Here is a 21,014-nt window from a genome sequence, read left to right as displayed (position 1 = left end):
AAATATGCAAGTTCACGTAGTAAAATCCAAAATTCACCGCGTTAAAGTAACAGGTGCTGATTTAAATTACATTGGCAGTATTACTATCGATGAAGATTTAATGGATGCTGCAAACATCATCGAAGGTGAAAAAGTGCAAATTGTTAATAACAACAATGGCGAGCGTTTAGAAACTTATGCAATTCCCGGACCTAGAAATTCAGGAGAAATTACTTTAAACGGAGCTGCTGCACGAAAAGTAGCAAAAGGAGATGTTTTAATCCTAATTTGTTATGCAATATTAGATTTAGAAGAAGCAAAAACTTTTAAACCTTCTATTGTTTTTCCAAATGAAGATACTAACTTACTCGATTAAACCACAGCGTTGAAAATTAATATTAAAAAAATATTAAAAACAATAATCCCCTTATTTTTGGGGATTTTTTTAATTTGGTATAGCTACAATAGTGCCACCCCAGAAGAACGCGAAATATTAATTGCCAATATAAAAAAAGCAGATCCTTTTTGGGTTATCCTCTCAATAATATTGGGTCTCTTATCTCATTTATCTCGTGCTTATCGCTGGAAGTTTATGTTACAACCATTGGGATATAAAACTAGTTTTTCAAATCGGTTTATGGCAGTTATGGTGGGCTATTTATCGAATTTAGGAATTCCACGATCAGGAGAATTTTTAAGAGCTGCTACTCTAAAAACTTATGAAGATGTTCCGGCAGAAAAAGGATTCGGTACTATTATTTCTGAAAGAATTGCAGATCTTATAATACTAATTAGTATTATTCTAATTGCTATTTTATTACAGACAGAAAATTTATTATTCTACTTTAAAGAAAACAATATAAATCCAGCTATTAGTATCGGTATTTTTATTCTGCTTATTGCTATTGGGGTTCTCGGACTATTATTTATAAAAAAATCTAAGCTACCTATTTTTAAGAAAATAAAAAACTTTGCAAAAGGGCTTTTAGAAGGAATGAGAAGTATTTTAAATATGAAACAAAAATGGGCTTTCATTTTTCATACTGTTTTCATTTGGACTATGTATATCCTCATGTTTTATATAGTCATTTTTGCTATACCGGAAACTAATCAATTAAGCTTCGAGGCTATTTTAGCCACTTTTGTAGTGGGTTCTTTTGCCATTTCAGTAACTAATGGAGGTATTGGCGTATACCCGCTTGCAATTGGTGGTGTATTAACACTTTTTAATATTTCTCAACAAGCAGGAGAAGCTTTTGGCTGGGTTGTTTGGGCCACGCAAACCTTTTTGGTATTGGTATTTGGCGGGCTTTCATTTATTTTACTACCTATAATCAACAGTAAAAAATAATTAACTATCTTGTTTTCTGCTAATTCAGAAAAATATGATCAAAAAATTACTGTTTGGGATAAGTTTAATCTCTTCATTCCTAATTACTGCGCAAAGCAACATTCTTAAGGAAACCATTTCTTCGCAAAAATTAGGGGAAAAACGAGAAATTAAAATTCAGTTGCCTAAAAATTACGATCAAGATACTGAAAAAAAATATCCGATAATTATTGTTTTAGATGCCGATTATCTATTCGATCCTGTTGCAGGCTTAATAAATTACTATTCGTATTGGGAGGATATTCCAGAAATGATAGTAGTAGGTATTAATCAGAATACTACCCGAGAAGCAGATTCTTCTTACGAAGAAACTAATTATTTACCAGCTAAAAGTGGTGCTGCTTTTTTTGAGTTTGTGGGAATGGAATTAATGGAAAAAATTTCTGAAAAATACAGAATATCTGCTTTTAATGTAGTAATTGGCCACGACCTTACTGCTAATTTTATGAATTATTATTTATTGAAACCCGATCCTATTTTTGATGCCTATATAAATTTAAGTCCAGATTACTCGCCACTTATGGCAGATCGTTTGGTAAATTCATTTAAAAAAGAGGAATCGAAAACATGGTATTATCTAGCCACCGCATCAGAAGATATTCCATTTCTTCAAGAATCAATTTTAAAATTCAATACCTCCGCAGAAAAAATCGACAATAAATTTTTGAATTATAAATTTGAAAATTTTGATAATGCAACCCACTACTCGCTAGTAGGAAAAGCTATACCATCTGCTATAGATTATATTTTCAAAGATTTCAGACCTATTTCCGAAAAAGAATACGAAGAAGTATTATTACAAACCAGTGTTAGCCTTTCTGAATATTTAAAAAATAAATACACTAGCATTGAAACATTATTTGGTGTAAAAAAACGAATTAGAATTAACGATTTTCTAGCTATTAATAAAGCTATTGATAAAACTAAACGTTGGGACGATTTTAAAGAACTTAGTAAAATGGCTGAACACGAATACCCAAACACAATGCTAGCTACTTACTTTGAAGCTAGGTATGAGGAAGAAGCCGGTAGTCCGGAAAAAGCCATAAAAATCTACAAAAAAGCCTACGGACAGGATCCTATTGCTTTTTTAACCATAGATTTTATGCTTGAAAAAGCAAACAACATTAAAAAAACATACGGCTATTAAGTACCTTTGCAGCTATGGCAAAAGTTAAAACGGCATATTATTGTCAAAACTGTGGTGCACAATACACAAAATGGCAAGGACGATGTAACTCGTGTGGAGAATGGAATACAATTGTAGAAGAAGTAGTTGAAAAACCGGATAAAAAAACATGGAAAAGCCCTTCTAACAACGAAGCTAAACGTACCGCCAAGCCCCTAAAAATTAACGAAATTGAAAGCGCTCCGGAATACCGTTGGAAAACCGGCAACAACGAGTTAGACCGAGTTTTAGGTGGCGGTTTGGTTCCAGGATCGCTAACACTTTTAGGTGGCGAACCAGGAATTGGAAAAAGTACCCTTTTATTACAAATATCATTAAGCTTTCCTTACAAAGTTTTATACGTTTCCGGAGAAGAAAGTCAGCAACAAATTAAAATGCGAGCCGAAAGAATCGACCCGAATTCTACCAACTGCTACATTCTAACCGAAACTAAAACACAACATATTTTCAGGCAAATTGAAAAAGTATCGCCAGAAGTAGTGATTATCGATTCCATACAAACCTTACATAGCGATTATATTGAAAGTGCTCCTGGAAGTATTTCTCAAATTCGAGAAACAGCAGCCGAGTTAATCAAGTTTGCCAAAGAAAGTAATATTCCCGTTATATTAATCGGACATATTACTAAAGAAGGCAGCATTGCCGGACCTAAAGTATTAGAGCATATGGTAGATACGGTTTTACAATTTGAAGGAGACCGTAACCATGTTTATCGAATTTTACGAGCAAACAAAAACCGCTTTGGAAGCACCCATGAATTAGGCATTTACGAAATGCAAGGCAGCGGACTGCGAGAAGTTTCTAACCCATCCGAAATTTTAATCAGTAAAAACCAAGAAGATTTAAGTGGAACAGCAATTGCTGGTACACTAGAAGGATTGCGCCCGCTTATGATTGAAATACAAGCGCTGGTTAGCACAGCTGTTTACGGAACACCTCAGCGATCGGCTACCGGCTACAACGTAAAACGCCTAAATATGCTTTTAGCAGTTCTCGAAAAGCGCGCAGGCTTTAAACTTGGAGCTAAAGATGTTTTCCTTAATATTACTGGCGGAATTAGCGTAGACGACCCCGCAATAGATTTAGCGGTAGTAACGGCTATTTTATCTTCTAACGAAGATATTGCTATAGAAAAAGACATTTGTTTTGCTGCCGAAGTTGGATTAGCCGGAGAAATTAGGCCGGTTACTCGCGTAGACCAACGCATTTTAGAAGCTGCTAAATTAGGTTTCGCTAAAATTATGATTTCAAGCCAAAGCAAATTACCCAAGACCAATTATACTATAGAAATTATTAAAGTAGGCAAAATTGAAGATGTGGTAAACCATTTATTCGAATAAAGCTGGCATAATTCCTGTCCGTATTCAACTAAAAAAAGCATATCAGGTTGAAATACAAGATTATTTATATTGGAATACTACTATTAATTATTTCGGGATGCTCTCGATTAAAAAAAGCAACCAATTTTATTACCAATGCCAGCGCACGAGAAGTGTATAAGCGAGATTATAAAATTTCTAATGACTTATTTTCAATTTGGAATGAACAATATAAATTAGGATTACAGGATAATTTAAAAATTAGCCTTCCATATACCGAAAATGGACATTTTTTACCAAAATCATTTCCAGTGTATACATATAATATGAAGCTACATGCTGGAGAAATTTTTAATTTTGAAATACTTACCGATTCTGTAAACGATCTTGTTTTTATTGATTTTTACTTAAACTCCAATGATAGTTTACACTCTTTAAAAAAACTGAAAAGCTCTAAAATCGATGAACATTATTTTGATTATGAAATTGAAAAAACCGGAAACTATACATTAATTTTTCAGCCTGGTATAGAAACACATTCTAATTTTGTTGTAAAGTTTTACACAACACCCACATACATTTTTCCTGTTTTAGGAGCAAAAAATCGTAATATCCAGAGCTATTGGGGCGCTACTCGAGATGAAGGTAGTAGGAGTCATGAAGGTATCGATATTTTTTCAGAAAGAGGAACACCGGTTCTTGCCGTTACAAATGGCAGGCTTGGTTTTACAGGTAAAAAAGGTTTAGGCGGTAAACAAGTTTGGCTTAATGATACTAAAAGAAGGCAATCGATATATTATGCGCATTTAGATAGTATTGCAAAAACTTCAGGAAGTGTAAAAAAAGGAGACACATTAGGCTTTGTTGGAAATACCGGCAATGCCAGAACTACACCTCCACACCTACATTTCGGAATTTATAGGCAAGGCGCTATCAATCCGTTGTATTTTGTTTATCAATCTGGAAATTTCAAACCTAAACTTCAACACTTCGATTCAAACGCTACGAACTTACTTGTAGAAAGTAAACTTGCAAATTTAAGAAACCAACCTACTACTTATAACTCAACTATTCTAGATCAGGTAAAAAACAAGGATACACTTCAGCTTTTAGGGAAAACAGAGGATTGGTACCATGTTCGATCTAAAAACAAAAGTGCATCTTTTATTCATGAGAGTCTAGTTTCTCCACTGTAATAAGCGATTATAAGTTAGCTATCAAAATTTAAAATAAATTTCTAGACATTTGTACTTGCAAAATAAATTTAAGGAGCCGGATTTGGATATTTTTCATGAACTTTTTCAATATCTTCCAACACCTCAGCAGAAAGCTCTAAATCGATACTAGCTATATTTTCTTTAAGCTGATCCATTTTAGTGGCTCCAATAATAGTACTAGTAACAGAAGGCTGCTGGTTTACAAATGCTAGTGCCATTTGTGCCATAGAAAGACCGTATTTATTGGCTACTTCTTGATATTCTTGTGTTGCTTTTACAGCTACTTCTCCAGAATATCTTTTATACTGCGGAAATAAGCTCAATCTTGTATTCTCTACTATTCCATTTAAATGTTTACCGGATAAAGTCCCCATTCCTAATGGAGAATACGGAAATAAACCTACATTTTCTCGATGCAATACTTCGGTTAAACCAATTTCATCTTTTCGGTTTAATAAGCTATACGGATTTTGAACCGTAACCACTTTTGGTAAATTATGTGTTTTGCTTTCTTCAAGGAAACGCATTAATCCATAAGCAGACTCATTAGACAATCCTATATATCTAATTTTACCTGCTGTAACTAATGCTTGCAAATTTTCAAGCACTTCTTTAAAATTATCCTCCCAAGCTTCATCTTCTTGGTGTTTATAGCCCCGTTTTCCGAAGAAATTTGTATTTCGTTCCGGCCAATGTAGTTGGTATAAATCTAAATAATCGGTTTGTAAGCGGGCTAAACTTTTATCGATTGCATCATTAATTGCTTCTTTACTGAATCCCATATTATCTCGAATATGGGAAACCATTTCTGCAGGACCAGCTATTTTAGAAGCTAATACTATTTTCTCTCTTTTGCCTGATTTTTTTAGCCAAGAACCAATAACTTTTTCAGTACTTCCTTGAGTTTCTGGTTTGGCAGGTACCGAATACATTTCTGCAGTATCTAAAAAATTCACACCTTGCTCTAAGGCATAATCTATTTGCGCATGTCCTTCAGCTTCGGTATTTTGCTGTCCCCAAGTCATTGTTCCTAAGCAAATTTTACTTACTTCAATGTCGGTATTGGGTAATTTGTTATATTTCATTATTTTCTTTATTCTGCATTAATTGTCGCTTTCTTACTAGATTGCTAACAACAAGTAATTCTTTTTAAATAACACATCAAAAATAAAATGCCCTTTCGAAAATTTCAAAAAGGCATTTTGTACTTTTCTTTTTAGATTCTGAAGTTAATCATCTTCGTTCAGAAGTTTAGTAACCTCATCTAATTTTGGAGTTAAGATTACTTCAATTCTCCTGTTTTTTGCTCTTCCTTCAGCAGTATCGTTTGTAGCTACAGGAGCATATTCTCCACGTCCGGCTGCTGTTAGATTTTGAGGATCGATATTATTATTCGTTCTTAAAATCTGTACAATTGCAGTTGCTCGTTTAGTTGAAAGATCCCAGTTATCTTTAAGTGGACCATTACCTCCATAAGGTACATTATCGGTATGTCCCTCTATCAATACACTAATATCAGGGTTTTGCGCCAATACATTTCCTAATTGATTAACTGCTTGGCGACCATCAGTATTTACTGCCCAGCTTCCGGAATTGAAAAGTAATTTATTTTCCATTGAAACATATACTTTTCCGTCTCGCTGCTCTACGGTAAGTCCTTTTCCTTCAAAATCAGTTAAGGCTTTAGATATAGCATCTTTCAATGCATTCATTTTGGCATCTTTTGCTGCAATTAAGCCTTCTAACTCGTTTATTCGTTGTGAGCGTGCTTCTAAATCTTTTTGTAATTTTTCTAAACGTGCTTGCTCATCGGCTAAAGTTTTTTCTTTTTCTTCAAGCTGGGCTAATAATTCTCGATTTTGACGTGAATTTTCAGCGATAGCTTGTGATGAGTTTTTCTCTAGCGCATCGTAAGAGTTTTTTAAATTATCGTAAGTAGATTGTAAGCTTGCAAGATCTGCTTGTAATCGATCCCGTCTTGCTAATAGAGCTTCATGTTCTTCTTTTAATTTAGCAAGTTCTTCATCTACTCCTTCTAAACGATTTAACTCACTTTTTAATTCGCGGTGTTCTCGTTTTAAATCAGCATGACGACTTTCTAAATCTTTATAGACTTTTGAAGAAACACAAGAAGTTAGCATTAATACACTTCCTATTACAACTAATACTGTTTTTTTCATTATTTATTTTTTTTAGTCTAATTCTACTAATATCGGACAATGGTCGCTATGGTGAGCTTCCGATAATATAACGGCTCTTTTTAATTTTTCTTGTAACGGATTTGCTACTAAATTATAATCGATCCGCCAGCCTTTGTTATTTGCTCGGGCATTGGCACGATAACTCCACCATGAATATTGATCGGGTTCATTATTAAAATGACGAAAACTATCTATAAAACCGCTTTTCATAAAATCGTCGATCCATTTTCGTTCTACCGGTAAAAACCCAGAAGTGTTTTTTAAACGAACCGGATCGTGAATATCGATTGCTTCATGACATATATTATAATCTCCACAGATAATTAAATTCGGAACGGTTCCTTTTAGCTCATCAATATAGGTTTGGAAATCGGCCATAAATTGCAATTTAAATTCTAACCTATTACTATTGGTTCCTGAGGGTAAGTATAAGCTCATTACCGAAAATTCTTCAAAATCGGCTCTAATATTTCGGCCTTCAAAATCCATATAATCTATTCCGGTTCCGTACTCTACATGTTTAGGCTCAGTTTTACTCAAAATTGCCACACCGCTATAGCCTTTTTTTTGAGCCGGATACCAATATTGATACGGATATCCTGCTTCCATAAATTCTTCTAAATTTAACTGATCTGGATTTGCTTTTATTTCTTGTAAACAAACCACATCTGGATTTGCTTGTTGCAACCAATCTAAAAAGCCTTTTCGTACGGCAGCTCTAATTCCGTTTACGTTATAGGATATAATTTTCATGAAATTCAATTTTGAGCAAAAATAAGATTCTTAATGTTTATACCATGATACCACTATCATAGATATCTATTTTACAATAAAGCGTTTCACTTTACCCACTTTTCGAGTTCCTACCCGAACTAAATACACTCCTTTTGCTGCATAAGACATATCCAAATCATAAACATAACCCGTTCCATTAGTGTTGGATATTTTATTTTCGAGCATTAATTGTCCTAAAACATTATGTACTGTAATTCGTAAAGGTTTATCAAAGGTGGTTTCTAGTACTACTTTGTGAATTCCATCTTTTCCGTTTAACACTTTTAGTTCGGCTTCATTCAATATAAAATCTTCTATATTTAAATTACTATCTACTATATTCACAGAATAATCATGAGTGGTCCCATATTCCATTACCTCGCACGGATTGTTTAAATCTCCATCATAGGTTACATCTCCGGCTCTAACTCGCATTAAATGTTGACCTAAAGGCGCATTTTCAGGTAAAGTAATATCGAAGGAATAAGCTTGATTAGGATTTAACAACGGTTCTGAAGTAATCAAACGTTCATTATCATCAAACTCTCCATTATCGTTAAAATCTATCCAAAGTGAAAATTGTTCTTCATCTTCCTGAGCATTGAAAGTTGTTTTAACTACAACCATATAGGAAGATTGCGCTCGATCTAAATAAGCTATGTAATTTATATAATCGTTATAGCCCTTTCCGCAAGGTATATTTTCATTCAAAATATCGGCAAATTCAAAATAGGACAAACCATCTTTCAAACTACAATCTGAACCTACTGGTATACAATTTAAACTAGCAATCGATGTTTGAGTAGTATCATTTTCAGCATCAAAATCTTCTGGTAAAGCTGTACCTGAACGAATTTCATATCTTCCTTCGTATGATAGATCTACCTGTTGCTGAAAAGTATAAATTGTATCGCGACCTACAGCCAAATTTCCATTAAAAACTTCTTGTACCTTATTGTTATTTCCTATTTGATACCATATTGGAATTTGAGATTGTATTCTTCCTCCAAAATTTTCTAAAGTTACTGTTACCTGTTCGTTTGTGTCAAAATTTTGAGACGATGTTGGTGCATCTATAGAAGTAATTCCAACATCTTTTGGAGGTAAATTTCTAACCACTTTTTTTAGTGTATCATTTTTCCGATTTTGATCTTCTGCAATGTTAGAAAAGACTTCTAATTCATAATTTTTTCCGATTTCAGAAAGATCTACTTTATTATTAAATGTCACTTCTTCAGTATCGTTAACCGCTATAGTAGTATTGAAATCTTCAAAATTTATTGTCCCACCATCAACACGGTATCCTAATTCAAATTCAGACAAAGGCATTGCCGAAAAATTGCGAACTTTAACGGTTATTGATTCAATATCTCCTAATGTAGCATCTATTGGTTTTATAATTTCGGTGACTCCTATATCCTTACTTAAATCGGATGCTATTTGAAATTTAGCTACTCTATTTTTTCTATAAATTCCGTCAAAATATTCCGCATTATGCCAAAAGCTAATTCCATCTGTTGGATCTACCGTTAAGTGCGCATAATCTCCATAACGTTCACTAGGGTCTGGGGATTCTCCCGTAACAATTTCTTGTTCTTCAAGCGTCATTATGCCTAATTCGTCATTAGCATATCTTCCTGTATAACGTATCGATGGAAAAACAGGAGTTTCAGGGCTATCATCTACAATAGTAAATCCTAACCCGATATTGCCAAAGTCATCTATCCCAATACTACCTGAAAAACGATCGCTTTTATCTGGTGCATAAGTTCCTTCTTGATATACATACCAAGGTTCACCATCGGTATTTTGACGAAGTTCGTACCACCTGATACCTGCATGCTTCGCGCTTGAAGCCTCTACATCTACCACAAAATTTAAAACTGCAGAATTATGATCTGAAAACCTACGATATTGCGTCATATACATCATAGTGGCTTGTAAAGCATCTATATCATTGTTATTATCTCCAGGTTGGGCTAAATTTGAAAAATTCCCTCCATCGAAAGTAGCTCTAAATGGAGAAACCCCTTCTGCCGCTCCTAATTCTTGCGATTCTTCTATTGTTGAATTCAATGTTTCCTGCCAATCTACATTTACTAACCATATTTTTAAGTGATCCTGGAAAACACCCGACCACGCATCATCTTGTAAATAAATTATAGGAACATTTCCCGGAGGAGGCATTAAATCTCCCATCGCATTAAAACCTGCCGGACTATAAAACCCGTTTGTTTGGATACCCGGTAGCGGAAATGATACAACTTGAGCAGTTTCACCTTCTAGCATTTTATCGCGTTCGTACACATAAATAACCTGACTTTGTTCGGGACTAAACTGATCTTTATTTGATGTTAAATAATAACCGTCACTCCAAACTGAAATTTTGGGATAATCTGGAAAACTACCATTTGTAGAAAAACGATACGTATACCAACCATCATTTACAGGATCGGGACCTTTAGATATCGCTATTAAAATTCCTTCTGGTGAGTCACTAAACTCACTTATTAAGTATCTATCTGCAAATTGATCGTATACTACTATTGGATCTCCTAAGGTTTCCCCTTCAAATTCTCCACCAATACTAGCTAGTGAAGTTGGGCCTAACAATAAATTTCCTTGCTTATCGTAAATTGAAAAAGCAGAATTCCATGCATTTAGGTAATGATTTCTACCTGCTACACCTGTAGGATCAGTTGGTGTAGATCTAGATCTTACGGCATCAAAAGACACCGATGGAGCTTTAGATGGCAACATTCCTTTTTGTAGCTGAATTGCCGGATCCTTATATTTAGGAAGCCCTTTTCCGGGAACTATTTTATTGATTCCTCTATTTCTAGGATTATATAATTTAAAATCGGTTTCAGGAATTGTTAAATTAGAAATAGAAAGTGGCGCTGACTGTATAGCTTGAGCCGAATCCAGAAAAGTTGGTTTTAAAATATCTTTTTGAGCAAAAGACGTAAAGGATATTACTAATAGAAAGGTGAAAATTAAATAATTATTTCTGTACATGGTAGAAATTTAAACGCTATTTGCCAAAAATAGCGAATAGGACTACAATCAAACGCTTTTTTAATGTCTAATTATCAAATAAAAAGCCTATGATTTGTAAACCATAGGCTTTTTTAACAATTATACTAATTATTAATCTCTACTTCCCGCAAATATACCTATAAAATAAAGCAATGTAGCTAGAGATCCTAAAGCAGCAACCACATACGTTCTTGCGGCCCACTTTAAAGAATCTTTTGCTGCACTATGCTCTTGTTGCGTAAGCATATTTTCTGTTTCTAACCAAACTAATGCTCTATTACTAGCATCGTACTCTACCGGTAACGTAATAAAGCTAAATAAAGTTCCCAATCCAAAAAGCACAATCCCAATAAAGAAAATAGTTAGTCCTAATGTACTTGTATAAAGAAGTATCAAACCGGCTAAAATCACCCACTGCGATAAATTAGAAGCAATACTAACAGCTGGAACCAATGTACTACGCATTTTTAACCAACTATATGAAGTAGCGTGTTGCACAGCATGTCCACATTCATGAGCTGCCACTGCTGCAGCTGCCGCATTTCTTTGCGAATAAACACCTTCACTTAAATTAACTGTTTTTTTTGAAGGATCGTAATGATCTGAAAGCATTCCAGGAGTTGAAATAACTTTTACATCATAAATACCATTATCTCGCAACATTTTTTCAGCAATCTCTTTCCCACTCATGCGGTTTTGCAACTGCATTTTTGAATATTTCTTGAATTTTGATTTTAATTTATTGCTTACATATAAGCTTACAATAAAAATAATTCCTGCAATTATATAATACCCAAACATAGTTTCAATTTTTTACTAATAAATAAGCAAAAATTTGACCAAATTTTATTTCTTTTGAATTCAAATGCTAAAATATTATTAAGATTCAGAATTTTAAGTAATAAGATTTTTCAAGTTCAGATATTAATTATATTTGCATCACTCATCTATAAACATGGCTATGCAATACAAAAGAATTTTATTAAAATTATCAGGAGAAGCTTTAATGGGAAACCGTCAATACGGAATAGATCCTGAACGATTAGCAGAATATGCACAAGAAGTTAAATCTATTGTTAGTAAAAACGTTGAAGTAGCGATTGTTATAGGTGGAGGAAATATTTTTAGAGGAGTAGCAGGAGCTAGTAGAGGAATGGATCGTGTTCAAGGCGACCACATGGGAATGCTTGCTACGGTAATAAATGGTTTAGCATTACAAAGTGCTTTAGAAGAAGCAGGGATTCAAACTCGTTTACAATCTGCTATTAAAATTAATGAAGTAGCAGAACCTTTTATTCGTAGAAAAGCAATTCGGCATTTAGAAAAAGGACGTGTAGTTATATTTGGTGGCGGTACCGGAAATCCTTATTTCACAACAGATTCTGCCGCTGTACTTCGTGCTATCGAAGTAAATGCAGATGTAATCTTAAAAGGAACTCGTGTAGATGGTATTTATACATCTGATCCTGAAAAAGACAAAAATGCGACTAAATTTGACTTTATCTCTTTTGAAGAAGTATTAACAAAAGGCTTAAAAGTAATGGACACTACAGCATTCACATTAAGCCAAGAGAACGAATTACCTATTGTTGTTTTTGATATGAATACTCCAGGAAATTTATTTAAAGTAGTTTCCGGAGAAAAAATTGGAACAAAAGTAAATTTATAAAAAACAGAGACAGTTTTAAATAACACATCATGGAAGACGAAATTGAATTAATTGTAGAAACTGCCAAAGAGGGAATGGATGATGCCATTAACCACTTAAAAAAGCAACTAGCAAATATACGTGCTGGTAAAGCTACTCCTAGTATGCTAAATGGAATACTAGTAGAATATTATGGGTCACAAACCCCTCTAAATCAGGTTGCTAACGTAAACACTCCTGATGCTCGTACTATTTCAATACAACCTTTTGAAAAAGGGACCATTCCTAATATTGAAAAAGGAATTTTACAAGCTAACATTGGGTTTAATCCTATGAATAATGGTGAAAGTGTTATTATCAATGTGCCGCCATTAACAGAAGAACGCCGTAAACAACTTGTAAAACAAGCTAAAGGTGAGGCTGAAGATGCTAAAATTGGTATTCGAAATAATCGAAAAGTTGCTAATAATGAGCTTAAAGCGGTAGATGCCTCTGAAGATCTTAAAAAAACTGTTGAAGAAGACATTCAAGAGTTAACAGATACACATATCAAAAAAATAGACGAAATCTTAGCTGTGAAAGAAAAAGAAATAATGACAATATAAAAGTCTGTTTTTTAATAATTTAGCCAAATTAACGATGCTTTTACGATTATAAGTTCGCTAAATTTGGCTTTTTTTTTGTTTAATTGTACCTCTTATGAGATAACATGCGTATTCTTCTTGTTTTTTTATTCATCATTTCTGGAGGTCTGTGCTGTGCCCAACAGCAAAAAGTTCCCGGGAAAATTATTAATGCCTTAACCGGAAAACCTTTGGCATATGCTAAAGTCGAAATTGGCAGTCAGCAGCAACTATTAGCAAAAGTTAATGGGCAATTTTCTTTTAGCTTCCCAGAAAACGAGAAAGTTTCAATAAGAGTTTCTTATTTAGGTTTTAAACCTCGGGTATTCGAAATTTCTAGTAAAACAAAACTACCTTTATTAATTCAGCTATATCCTTCAGAAGAATTATTAAATACTGTTTACTTACAAGGAGAAGAAAATAAAGCAAACCAGATTATAGAAAAAGTAATTGAAAATAGAGAGCGAAACGATCCTTATAAAGCGCTTAATGGATTTTCTTATAAATCGTACACTAAATTTATTATAGATAATTACGAAGATCCTGTACAAATTACTACAGACACAACCAACAGCGAAATTGCTACTATCGTAAATTCAGCACGAGCTTATCTTTCTGAAAAAGTCACTAAGCATGTTTATTCTCAAAAACAAGGAGAAAAAGAACATATAATAGGACTTTCTACTGCAGGATTTAAAAAGCCGGTATACGATGTATTAACGCTAGATTTAGATCCGACTTCGTTTTACAATACAAAATACACAATCTATAAAACAAATTATGCGGGTCCTTTAGCTAAAAATTCACTTAAAAATTATCAATTTAAAATATTAGATACCTTAGAGAATGAGCGGCCTGCTTATTTACTTTATTTTAAACCAAAACGTAAAAAAGTTGTTGCAGGTTTAGAGGGATTAATTTATATAGATACACTTACTTACGGAATTCAAAAAACAGAATCTCAGTTAATAGGGAAAACAAATTTACAGATTACCGAAAATTATAAATTAAACAATGAGCATTCGGTTTGGGTTTTAAAAAGCAGAGATATTAAAATGAGACCTGGTACCGGAAATAAAGATATCTCAATTTTTGGCGGTAATATTTCTTTAGGAACCATACAACGCAGAAATTCGTTAAGCAGTGTTTTTAATAGCGACCCAATACAACCCAATCTGTATTTAGATGCCTCTACAACCAATTTTGAATTTAAGCTAGACACTACACCAAAAATTTCTTACAAAACAACTAGCATTTATATTACAGATTCAGCCAATGTAAAAAATGACTCTTTTTGGGAAGAAAACCGAAAACAACCTTTTACTGCGAAAGATAAGGCTACGGCAAATTATGTAGACAGTATTATAAAGGCTAAAAATATAGCCCACAAAATTGAAGTAAAAAAAACAATGGCAAACGGCTATTATCCGTTAAGTTTTTGGGATTTAGAATTAAGTAAATTAATTAAATATAATAATTACGAAGGCTTGCGCTTAGGATTCGGAGGAAAAACTAACAATCATTTTTCAGAAAAGTTTAATATTGGAGGGTTCTTTGTTTATGGTTTTGGAGACCAAAAACCAAAATACAATTTAAACACCAGCATCTTTTTAAATAAGGAAACAAAAACTAGCCTTAAATTTGGCTATACTAAAGACATTAAAGAAGTTGCAAGTTTTAGATATTTAAAAGAACCCCGAAAATTTTATTTAATAGAACCTAGATTTGTTAATATTAATTTTTTCTACAATGCAGAGGCCTATTATGCGGCAATAACCAGACAAGTTACACCAGCACTTTCTGGAGAATTTCGTTTTAGCAAAACTGATATTTCAAATACTAGAGATTATCAGTTTACTTACCACGACCAATCCTATTCAAATTACACCATTAGTACTGCCAGTTTAGCATTAAAGTGGGAACCTTTTAATAACTATCTAAAAACTCCGGAGGGCACTATAACTGTAGATAAAAAATATCCTACATTTTCTGCTGAGATTGATAAAGCTTTTGCTGATGTTGCAGGTGGCGATTTTAATTTTATTAGAACCGGTTTAAAAATTGAACATCAAATTAAGCAATTAGACCTATCTAGAACCGAAATTATTTTAGAAGGAAATTATGCAACGGGAACGCTTCCACTAACGCATACCTTTCATGCCTATCCAAACTCGTCACGACAAGAAGCCATTTTAAAACGATTTTCTATAGCCGGACGGACTAGTTTTGAAACCATGTATTATAACGAGTTTTATAGTGACCGATTAGCGATGCTTCATATCCGGCATCAACTTCGGCCCATCAAAATTTCTTCATTCTTTCAACCAGAAATTGTTTTTATAAGCAGGCATGCCATTGGAGATATAAAAAACAAAAGTGCCCACCAAAATATAGAATTTAAATCTTTAAGTAAAGGGTATTCAGAATTTGGACTAGAAATTAATAAAATAATTTCCGGTTTTGGGCTTTCTGCAGCTTATAGATATGGTTCGTATCACTTACCAACATTCAATCAGAACTTAAGCTTAAAGTTCACGCTAAATATTAAATTTTAACGGAAGTCAGTTTACTATACAAAATACTCATTTTTAGATAGTCTTTTGTTAACTTTGCGCGCGCTTAAAATTTACGCATGCTTAAGATTTTCACCTTCGGATTTTGGAACGCTGTTGCCAGACTTATTCTGCGCAACAGAATCCTTATAATTTTACTGATTTTAGGCACAACTGCCTTTTTAGCTTCCCAATGGAAATATATGCGATTCTCGTTTACGGAAGCTAACTTACTTCCTGATGACCATGAAGTTAACCAAGAATACAATGCCTTTTTGGATAAGTTTGGAGAAGAAGGAAATTTAATTGTGTTGGGAATTAAAGATTCTACCTTATTTACTCCTGAAAATTTTGAAGCTTGGAAGCAATTGAACGATACCCTACAGACTTTCCCGGAAGTAGATTACGATATTTCACTAGGTAACCTAAAACAACTTAAAAAGTTTGAAAATCCGAAACGTTTTGAAATGGTTCCGTTCATCAAAGAGAAAAAACCAGATAGTACTGAATTGGCAGCTTACGAAAATCAACTTTTCACAGCGCTGCCTTTTTATGAAAATTTAGTATTTAGTAAACACTCTAATACTATCCAATCAGCACTTTACTTAAACAAGGATATTGTAAATACAAAAGCACGAAAAGATTTTGTGATCGACGTTTTAGAACCACTGGTTTCTAAATTTGAGAAAAACACCGGCATTGATGTTCGCGTTTCAGGAATGCCATATATACGGACCATCAATTCACAGAGTATTATTGACGAAATCGGACTTTTTATTGGAGCGGCTTTAGCTGTTACTTCGCTTATTTTCTTTTTCTTTTTCCGTTCGTTTAGAGCTACATTCATTTCAATGATTACCGTCTGCATAGGTGTAATGTGGGCTTTTGGAACCATTGGTTTACTTCATTACGAAATAACCGTTCTTACTGCTTTAATTCCGCCACTAATCATCGTTATCGGTATTCCAAACTGTATTTTCCTGATTAATAAATATCAACAAGAAATACAGAAACATGGTAACCAAGCAAAATCACTACAGCGTGTAATTGCTAAAGTTGGGAATGCTACCTTAATGACGAATATTACCACAGCTTCTGGTTTTGCTACTTTTATATTAACCGACAGTAAATTGCTAAAAGAGTTTGGTATTGTAGCCTCTATAAATATAGCAGCTATTTTTGTGCTTTCGCTATTAATAATTCCTATTATTTATAGCTACATGCGTGTCCCTAAAACCAAACATTTAAAGCACTTAAACCGAAAATGGATTAGCAGTTTTGTGGGTTGGATGGAAAAAATGGTAAAACACCATCGCGTTAGTATTTATTTTGTAGCTGTTTTTTTAGTTGCCGTAAGTATTATAGGAATTTATAATATTAAAATTTCAGGAAGTTTACTAGAAGATATGCCTCAAGATGCCGACTTTTTTAAAGATGTGAAATTCTTCGAAAAAGAGTTTGATGGCATTATGCCATTAGAAATTTTAGTCGACACAAAACGGCCTAAAGGAGTATTAAAAGGCAGCAATTTAAAACGAATTTCAGAATTAGAAAAAACAATTTCTGAAGAGCCTCAATTATCGGAACCTATTTCCATTACTAGACTTGTTAAATATTCAAAACAAGCATTTTATAATGGAAATCCAAAGTATTACCAATTGCCAAGTTCACAAGAACGTAATTTTATATTACCGTATACTAAAAATTTAGGCGGCACTACTAATTTGGTGAATAGCTATGTAGATTCTACTGGACGATATGCGAGAATAACTGCTTTTATGAAAGATATTGGCACCGACCAAATGGAAAAAATAGAAGATAATTTATGGCCAAAAATCCATAAAGTTTTTCCAGAAGATCGATACAATGTTAGCATGACAGGGAAAGCTTTAGTTTTCCAAAAGGGAACCACGTATTTGGTTAAAAATTTAGTAGTATCATTAACATTAGCTATTGTACTTATAGCATTATTAATGGCTTGGATGTTCCGATCTTTTAGAATGATATTAATATCTTTAGTCCCTAATTTATTACCACTATTAATAACAGCCGGAATGATGGGCTTTTTAGGCGTTCCTATAAAACCATCAACAATTCTTGTATTTAGTATTGCTTTTGGAATTTCAGTAGACGATACCATCCACTTTTTAGCTAAATATAGACAGGAGTTAAAAGTAAATAATTGGAAAATTAAAAAGTCCGTTTACGCCGCTTTACAAGAAACAGGTGTTAGTATGTTCTATACATCTATCACATTATTTTTTGGTTTTTCGGTATTTATGATTAGTAGTTTTGGTGGAACTGTAGCCCTTGGTGGTTTGGTTTCGGCCACTTTATTATTTGCTATGTTAGCAAATTTATTACTATTACCATCACTATTACTTTCATTAGAACGTAGCATAGCAAATAAAGAAGTTTTAAAAGAGCCTTCTATGAAAATTATTGATTCTCCTGAAGACGAAGAGGAATTCAAAAAAGAAGAAGAAGCTTATAAACATAAAAATGAAAAGTAAAGCTTAGTCAAGCTTATAAGAATATTTTATCTTTGTTCTTTTTCAAATTTTAAAAAAATGATACAAGCAAAAATTACTGAACTGTTAGAAAGTGATCAGTTTTTACAAGAATTTAGAGTAAGTGGCTGGGTAAGAGCATTTAGAAGCAATCGTTTTATCGCCTTAAACGACGGTTCTACCATTAATAATTTGCAATGTGTTATCGATTTTGAAAAAACAGATCCTGAAGTTTTAAAACGTATTACCGTTGGTGCCGCCATTTGCGTAAAAGGTATTTTAAAAGAAAGTGAAGGAAAACAACAACGTGTAGAAATTGAAGTAAACGATCTTGAAATTTTAGGAGATGCTAATCCGGAGGAAGTAAAATTAACCATTTTATCTCCGAAACGTCACTCTTTGGAGACCTTACGTGAGCAAGCACATTTACGTGTTCGTACCAATACATTTGGAGCTATTATGCGTGTTCGTTCTAAACTATCTTTTGCAGTACATAGTTATTTTCAGCAAAATAATTTTTACTATGTAAATACACCTATTATTACTGGTAGTGATGCTGAAGGAGCTGGTGAAATGTTTAAAGTCACAAACATGGACATTAAACAACCGCACAAAAATGAAGATGGAAGCATTGATTATAAAAAAGATTTCTTCGGAAAAGAAACTAACTTAACTGTATCTGGCCAGTTAGAAGCTGAAACTTATGCATTAGGACTTGGACAAGTATATACATTTGGCCCTACTTTTAGAGCAGAAAATTCAAATACTTCTCGCCATTTAGCAGAATTCTGGATGATTGAGCCTGAAATTGCTTTTTGCGATTTAGATGGCAATATGGATTTGGCTGAAGATTTTATCAAATATGTTATAAAATATGTTCTTGAAAATTGCGAAGACGATCTAAACTTTTTAGAACAACGCTTAGCTAACGAAAACAAAACGAAACCTGCTGCTGAGCGTACCGATATGGGACTTGTTGAAAAATTAAAGTTTGTTTTAGAAAACAATTTTAAACGTGTAAGCTATACCGAAGCAATAGAAATTCTTAAAAATTCGAAACCCAACAAAAAGAAAAAATTCAAGTATCTAATTGAAGAATGGGGTGCCGATTTACAAAGTGAACACGAACGCTTTTTAGTAGAAAAGCATTTTAAATGTCCCGTAATATTATTCGACTACCCAGCTGATATTAAAGCATTCTATATGCGCCTTAACGAAGATGGAAAAACTGTACGTGCAATGGATATTTTATTCCCAGGTATAGGAGAAATTGTAGGAGGATCACAGCGGGAAGAACGCTTAGATGTTTTACAAGGAAAAATGGCAGAATTAGGAGTCGATGAAAAAGAACTTTGGTGGTATTTAGATACGCGTCGTTTTGGCACTTGTGTACACAGTGGGTTTGGTTTAGGTTTTGAACGTTTAGTTCAATTTGTAACCGGAATGGGAAATATTAGAGACGTAATTCCTTTCCCAAGAACACCACTTAATGCAGAATTTTAACTCTAAATAATAAGTTCGTTTTAGTTTCGAGGCAAACTAATAAAACAAACATTCAAATCTCGATAATCGAGTACGTAAAAAATAAACCTCATGTTTTTTCATGAGGTTTTTTAATATAATCAAATTTAAAACCTATTTTGGAAATTCTTGAAACTTATATTGTAACCGAATTATCAGAAGAAATTAGACTTCAAGAATACGCTGCTAAAATATTCAAAACAATTACCAGTCGGAGCGCCGTAAAAAAAGCAATTAAAAAACAACGAATTTTAATTGATGGTACCATTGGCGAAACTGGAAGTTGGATAAAAGAAGGACAAAAAATCGAATTGATCGCTATAGAAAAAAAAACGCCTTCATTTCATTTAGAACTTTCTATTATTTTTGAAGATGAACATATTGCTATAATTAATAAACCAGCCGGATATCCTACAAGTGGGAATTACTTTAAAACTATTGAAAATGCACTAAGTTTTAATTTAAAGCCAAGCAGCTTATTCGATAAGTTACCTACACCACAACCAACGCACCGTTTAGATAATCCCACCAGTGGTATTTTAATCTGTGCGAAAACAAATAAAGCTTTAGTTGCTCTAAACAAACAATTTCAAGATAAAAAAATTCAAAAAACATATTCTGCTTTAGTCGAAAATCGTGTAGAAGGAACTCATATTTTAACAGATGATATAGATGGAAAATCGGCAAAAACCACTGTAATATCTAGTAAAAATTTTAGCTATAAATCTTCCAATTTAACCTTAGTAAAAGCGCTTCCTCTTACAGGCAGGACTCACCAGATAAGGAAACATTTGGCAAATCAAAATTGGCCAATTTTAGGAGACAATTTATACGGGAACACAAAATCCTTAATACCTTCAAAAGGATTATACTTAACGGCAACAGCAATTACATTTACACATCCAGAGACTCAAGAAATTTTAAGTTTTGAAGTGGCACTTCCTAAAAAATTCAGAAGAATTATAGAGAATCAATTAGAGAGTTAACAAAAATTTACCATAATCAATTATTAAGCCAAACTGAAATCAGGCAATATTTCCTTATTTTTGTAA

At 33.3% G+C, this 21,014-nt stretch carries 16 protein-coding genes; 11 read left to right on the top strand and 5 right to left on the bottom strand.

The genetic code is table 11. The features are described 5' to 3' along the window. The first annotated feature begins 4 nt into the window (after positions 1-4). The 5 genes from panD to ACN0WI_RS01420 are packed head-to-tail and all read left to right on the top strand — an operon-like array spanning position 5 to position 5,073. Entirely contained in the window at positions 5-355 is a 351-nt protein-coding gene (gene panD / locus ACN0WI_RS01440) for an aspartate 1-decarboxylase (RefSeq protein ID WP_417884826.1), read from the top strand. A 57-nt stretch (positions 356-412) separates the two neighbouring features. Next, positions 413-1,330 carry a lysylphosphatidylglycerol synthase transmembrane domain-containing protein gene (locus tag ACN0WI_RS01435; protein ID WP_417884825.1) on the top strand — a complete coding sequence of 306 codons (918 nt, stop codon included), beginning with the start codon at positions 413-415 and terminating at the stop codon, positions 1,328-1,330. 34 nt (positions 1,331-1,364) lie between these two features. Then, positions 1,365-2,519, top strand: a complete 1,155-nt coding sequence (locus ACN0WI_RS01430) for an alpha/beta hydrolase (RefSeq protein ID WP_417884824.1) — start codon at positions 1,365-1,367, stop codon at positions 2,517-2,519. A 14-nt stretch (positions 2,520-2,533) separates the two neighbouring features. Further along, the gene (gene radA / locus ACN0WI_RS01425; protein ID WP_417884823.1) at positions 2,534-3,898 is read left to right on the top strand and encodes a DNA repair protein RadA; all 1,365 of its coding nucleotides are present in this window, start codon (positions 2,534-2,536) and stop codon (positions 3,896-3,898) included. A 47-nt stretch (positions 3,899-3,945) separates the two neighbouring features. After that, complete coding sequence (locus tag ACN0WI_RS01420; protein WP_417884822.1) at positions 3,946-5,073, top strand: peptidoglycan DD-metalloendopeptidase family protein; 1,128 nt, start codon at positions 3,946-3,948, stop codon at positions 5,071-5,073. A gap of 68 nt (positions 5,074-5,141) precedes the next feature. Here the strand turns inward: ACN0WI_RS01420 and ACN0WI_RS01415 are convergent, their stop codons facing one another. From ACN0WI_RS01415 to ACN0WI_RS01395, 5 genes are all read right to left on the bottom strand, one after another. Next, positions 5,142-6,179 carry an NADP(H)-dependent aldo-keto reductase gene (locus ACN0WI_RS01415; RefSeq protein ID WP_417884821.1) on the bottom strand — a complete coding sequence of 346 codons (1,038 nt, stop codon included), beginning with the start codon at positions 6,177-6,179 and terminating at the stop codon, positions 5,142-5,144. Between the two features lie 144 nt (positions 6,180-6,323). After that, on the bottom strand, positions 6,324-7,274 hold the full coding sequence (locus ACN0WI_RS01410) for an OmpA family protein (protein ID WP_417884820.1): 951 nt from the start codon (positions 7,272-7,274) through the stop codon (positions 6,324-6,326). A gap of 12 nt (positions 7,275-7,286) precedes the next feature. Then, positions 7,287-8,048, bottom strand: a complete 762-nt coding sequence (locus ACN0WI_RS01405) for an exodeoxyribonuclease III (protein WP_417884819.1) — start codon at positions 8,046-8,048, stop codon at positions 7,287-7,289. A gap of 66 nt (positions 8,049-8,114) precedes the next feature. Continuing rightward, entirely contained in the window at positions 8,115-11,087 is a 2,973-nt protein-coding gene (locus tag ACN0WI_RS01400; RefSeq protein ID WP_417884818.1) for a GEVED domain-containing protein, read from the bottom strand. Positions 11,088-11,219: 132 nt separating this feature from the next. Next, a complete protein-coding gene (locus tag ACN0WI_RS01395) occupies positions 11,220-11,909 on the bottom strand; it encodes a zinc metallopeptidase (RefSeq protein ID WP_417884817.1) in 690 nt (229 codons plus the stop codon). Between the two features lie 160 nt (positions 11,910-12,069). Between ACN0WI_RS01395 and pyrH the strand changes: the two genes are divergently transcribed. The 6 genes from pyrH to ACN0WI_RS01365 all read left to right on the top strand — a co-directional run bounded on the left by pyrH (position 12,070) and on the right by ACN0WI_RS01365 (position 20,948). After that, positions 12,070-12,777 carry a UMP kinase gene (pyrH, locus tag ACN0WI_RS01390; RefSeq protein ID WP_417884816.1) on the top strand — a complete coding sequence of 236 codons (708 nt, stop codon included), beginning with the start codon at positions 12,070-12,072 and terminating at the stop codon, positions 12,775-12,777. Positions 12,778-12,806: 29 nt separating this feature from the next. Then, positions 12,807-13,361: a ribosome recycling factor gene (frr, locus tag ACN0WI_RS01385; protein ID WP_417884815.1), complete on the top strand. Its 555-nt coding sequence runs from the start codon at positions 12,807-12,809 to the stop codon at positions 13,359-13,361. A 104-nt stretch (positions 13,362-13,465) separates the two neighbouring features. Then, positions 13,466-15,934 (top strand): DUF5686 family protein, encoded by a 2,469-nt coding sequence (locus tag ACN0WI_RS01380; RefSeq protein WP_417884814.1) that lies wholly within the window; start codon positions 13,466-13,468, stop codon positions 15,932-15,934. A 77-nt stretch (positions 15,935-16,011) separates the two neighbouring features. Beyond that, positions 16,012-18,444 carry an efflux RND transporter permease subunit gene (locus ACN0WI_RS01375; RefSeq protein WP_417884813.1) on the top strand — a complete coding sequence of 811 codons (2,433 nt, stop codon included), beginning with the start codon at positions 16,012-16,014 and terminating at the stop codon, positions 18,442-18,444. A gap of 57 nt (positions 18,445-18,501) precedes the next feature. Further along, a complete protein-coding gene (asnS, locus tag ACN0WI_RS01370; protein ID WP_417884812.1) occupies positions 18,502-19,944 on the top strand; it encodes an asparagine--tRNA ligase in 1,443 nt (480 codons plus the stop codon). Between the two features lie 137 nt (positions 19,945-20,081). Next, positions 20,082-20,948: an RluA family pseudouridine synthase gene (locus tag ACN0WI_RS01365; protein ID WP_417884811.1), complete on the top strand. Its 867-nt coding sequence runs from the start codon at positions 20,082-20,084 to the stop codon at positions 20,946-20,948. Positions 20,949-21,014 lie beyond the last annotated feature (66 nt).

This window comes from Zunongwangia sp. (assembly GCF_048269745.1).
Classification (GTDB): Bacteria; Bacteroidota; Bacteroidia; order Flavobacteriales; family Flavobacteriaceae; genus Zunongwangia.
The sequence above is the reverse complement of the archived record's forward strand: the minus strand, read 5'-3'. Positions and strand labels throughout refer to the sequence as shown.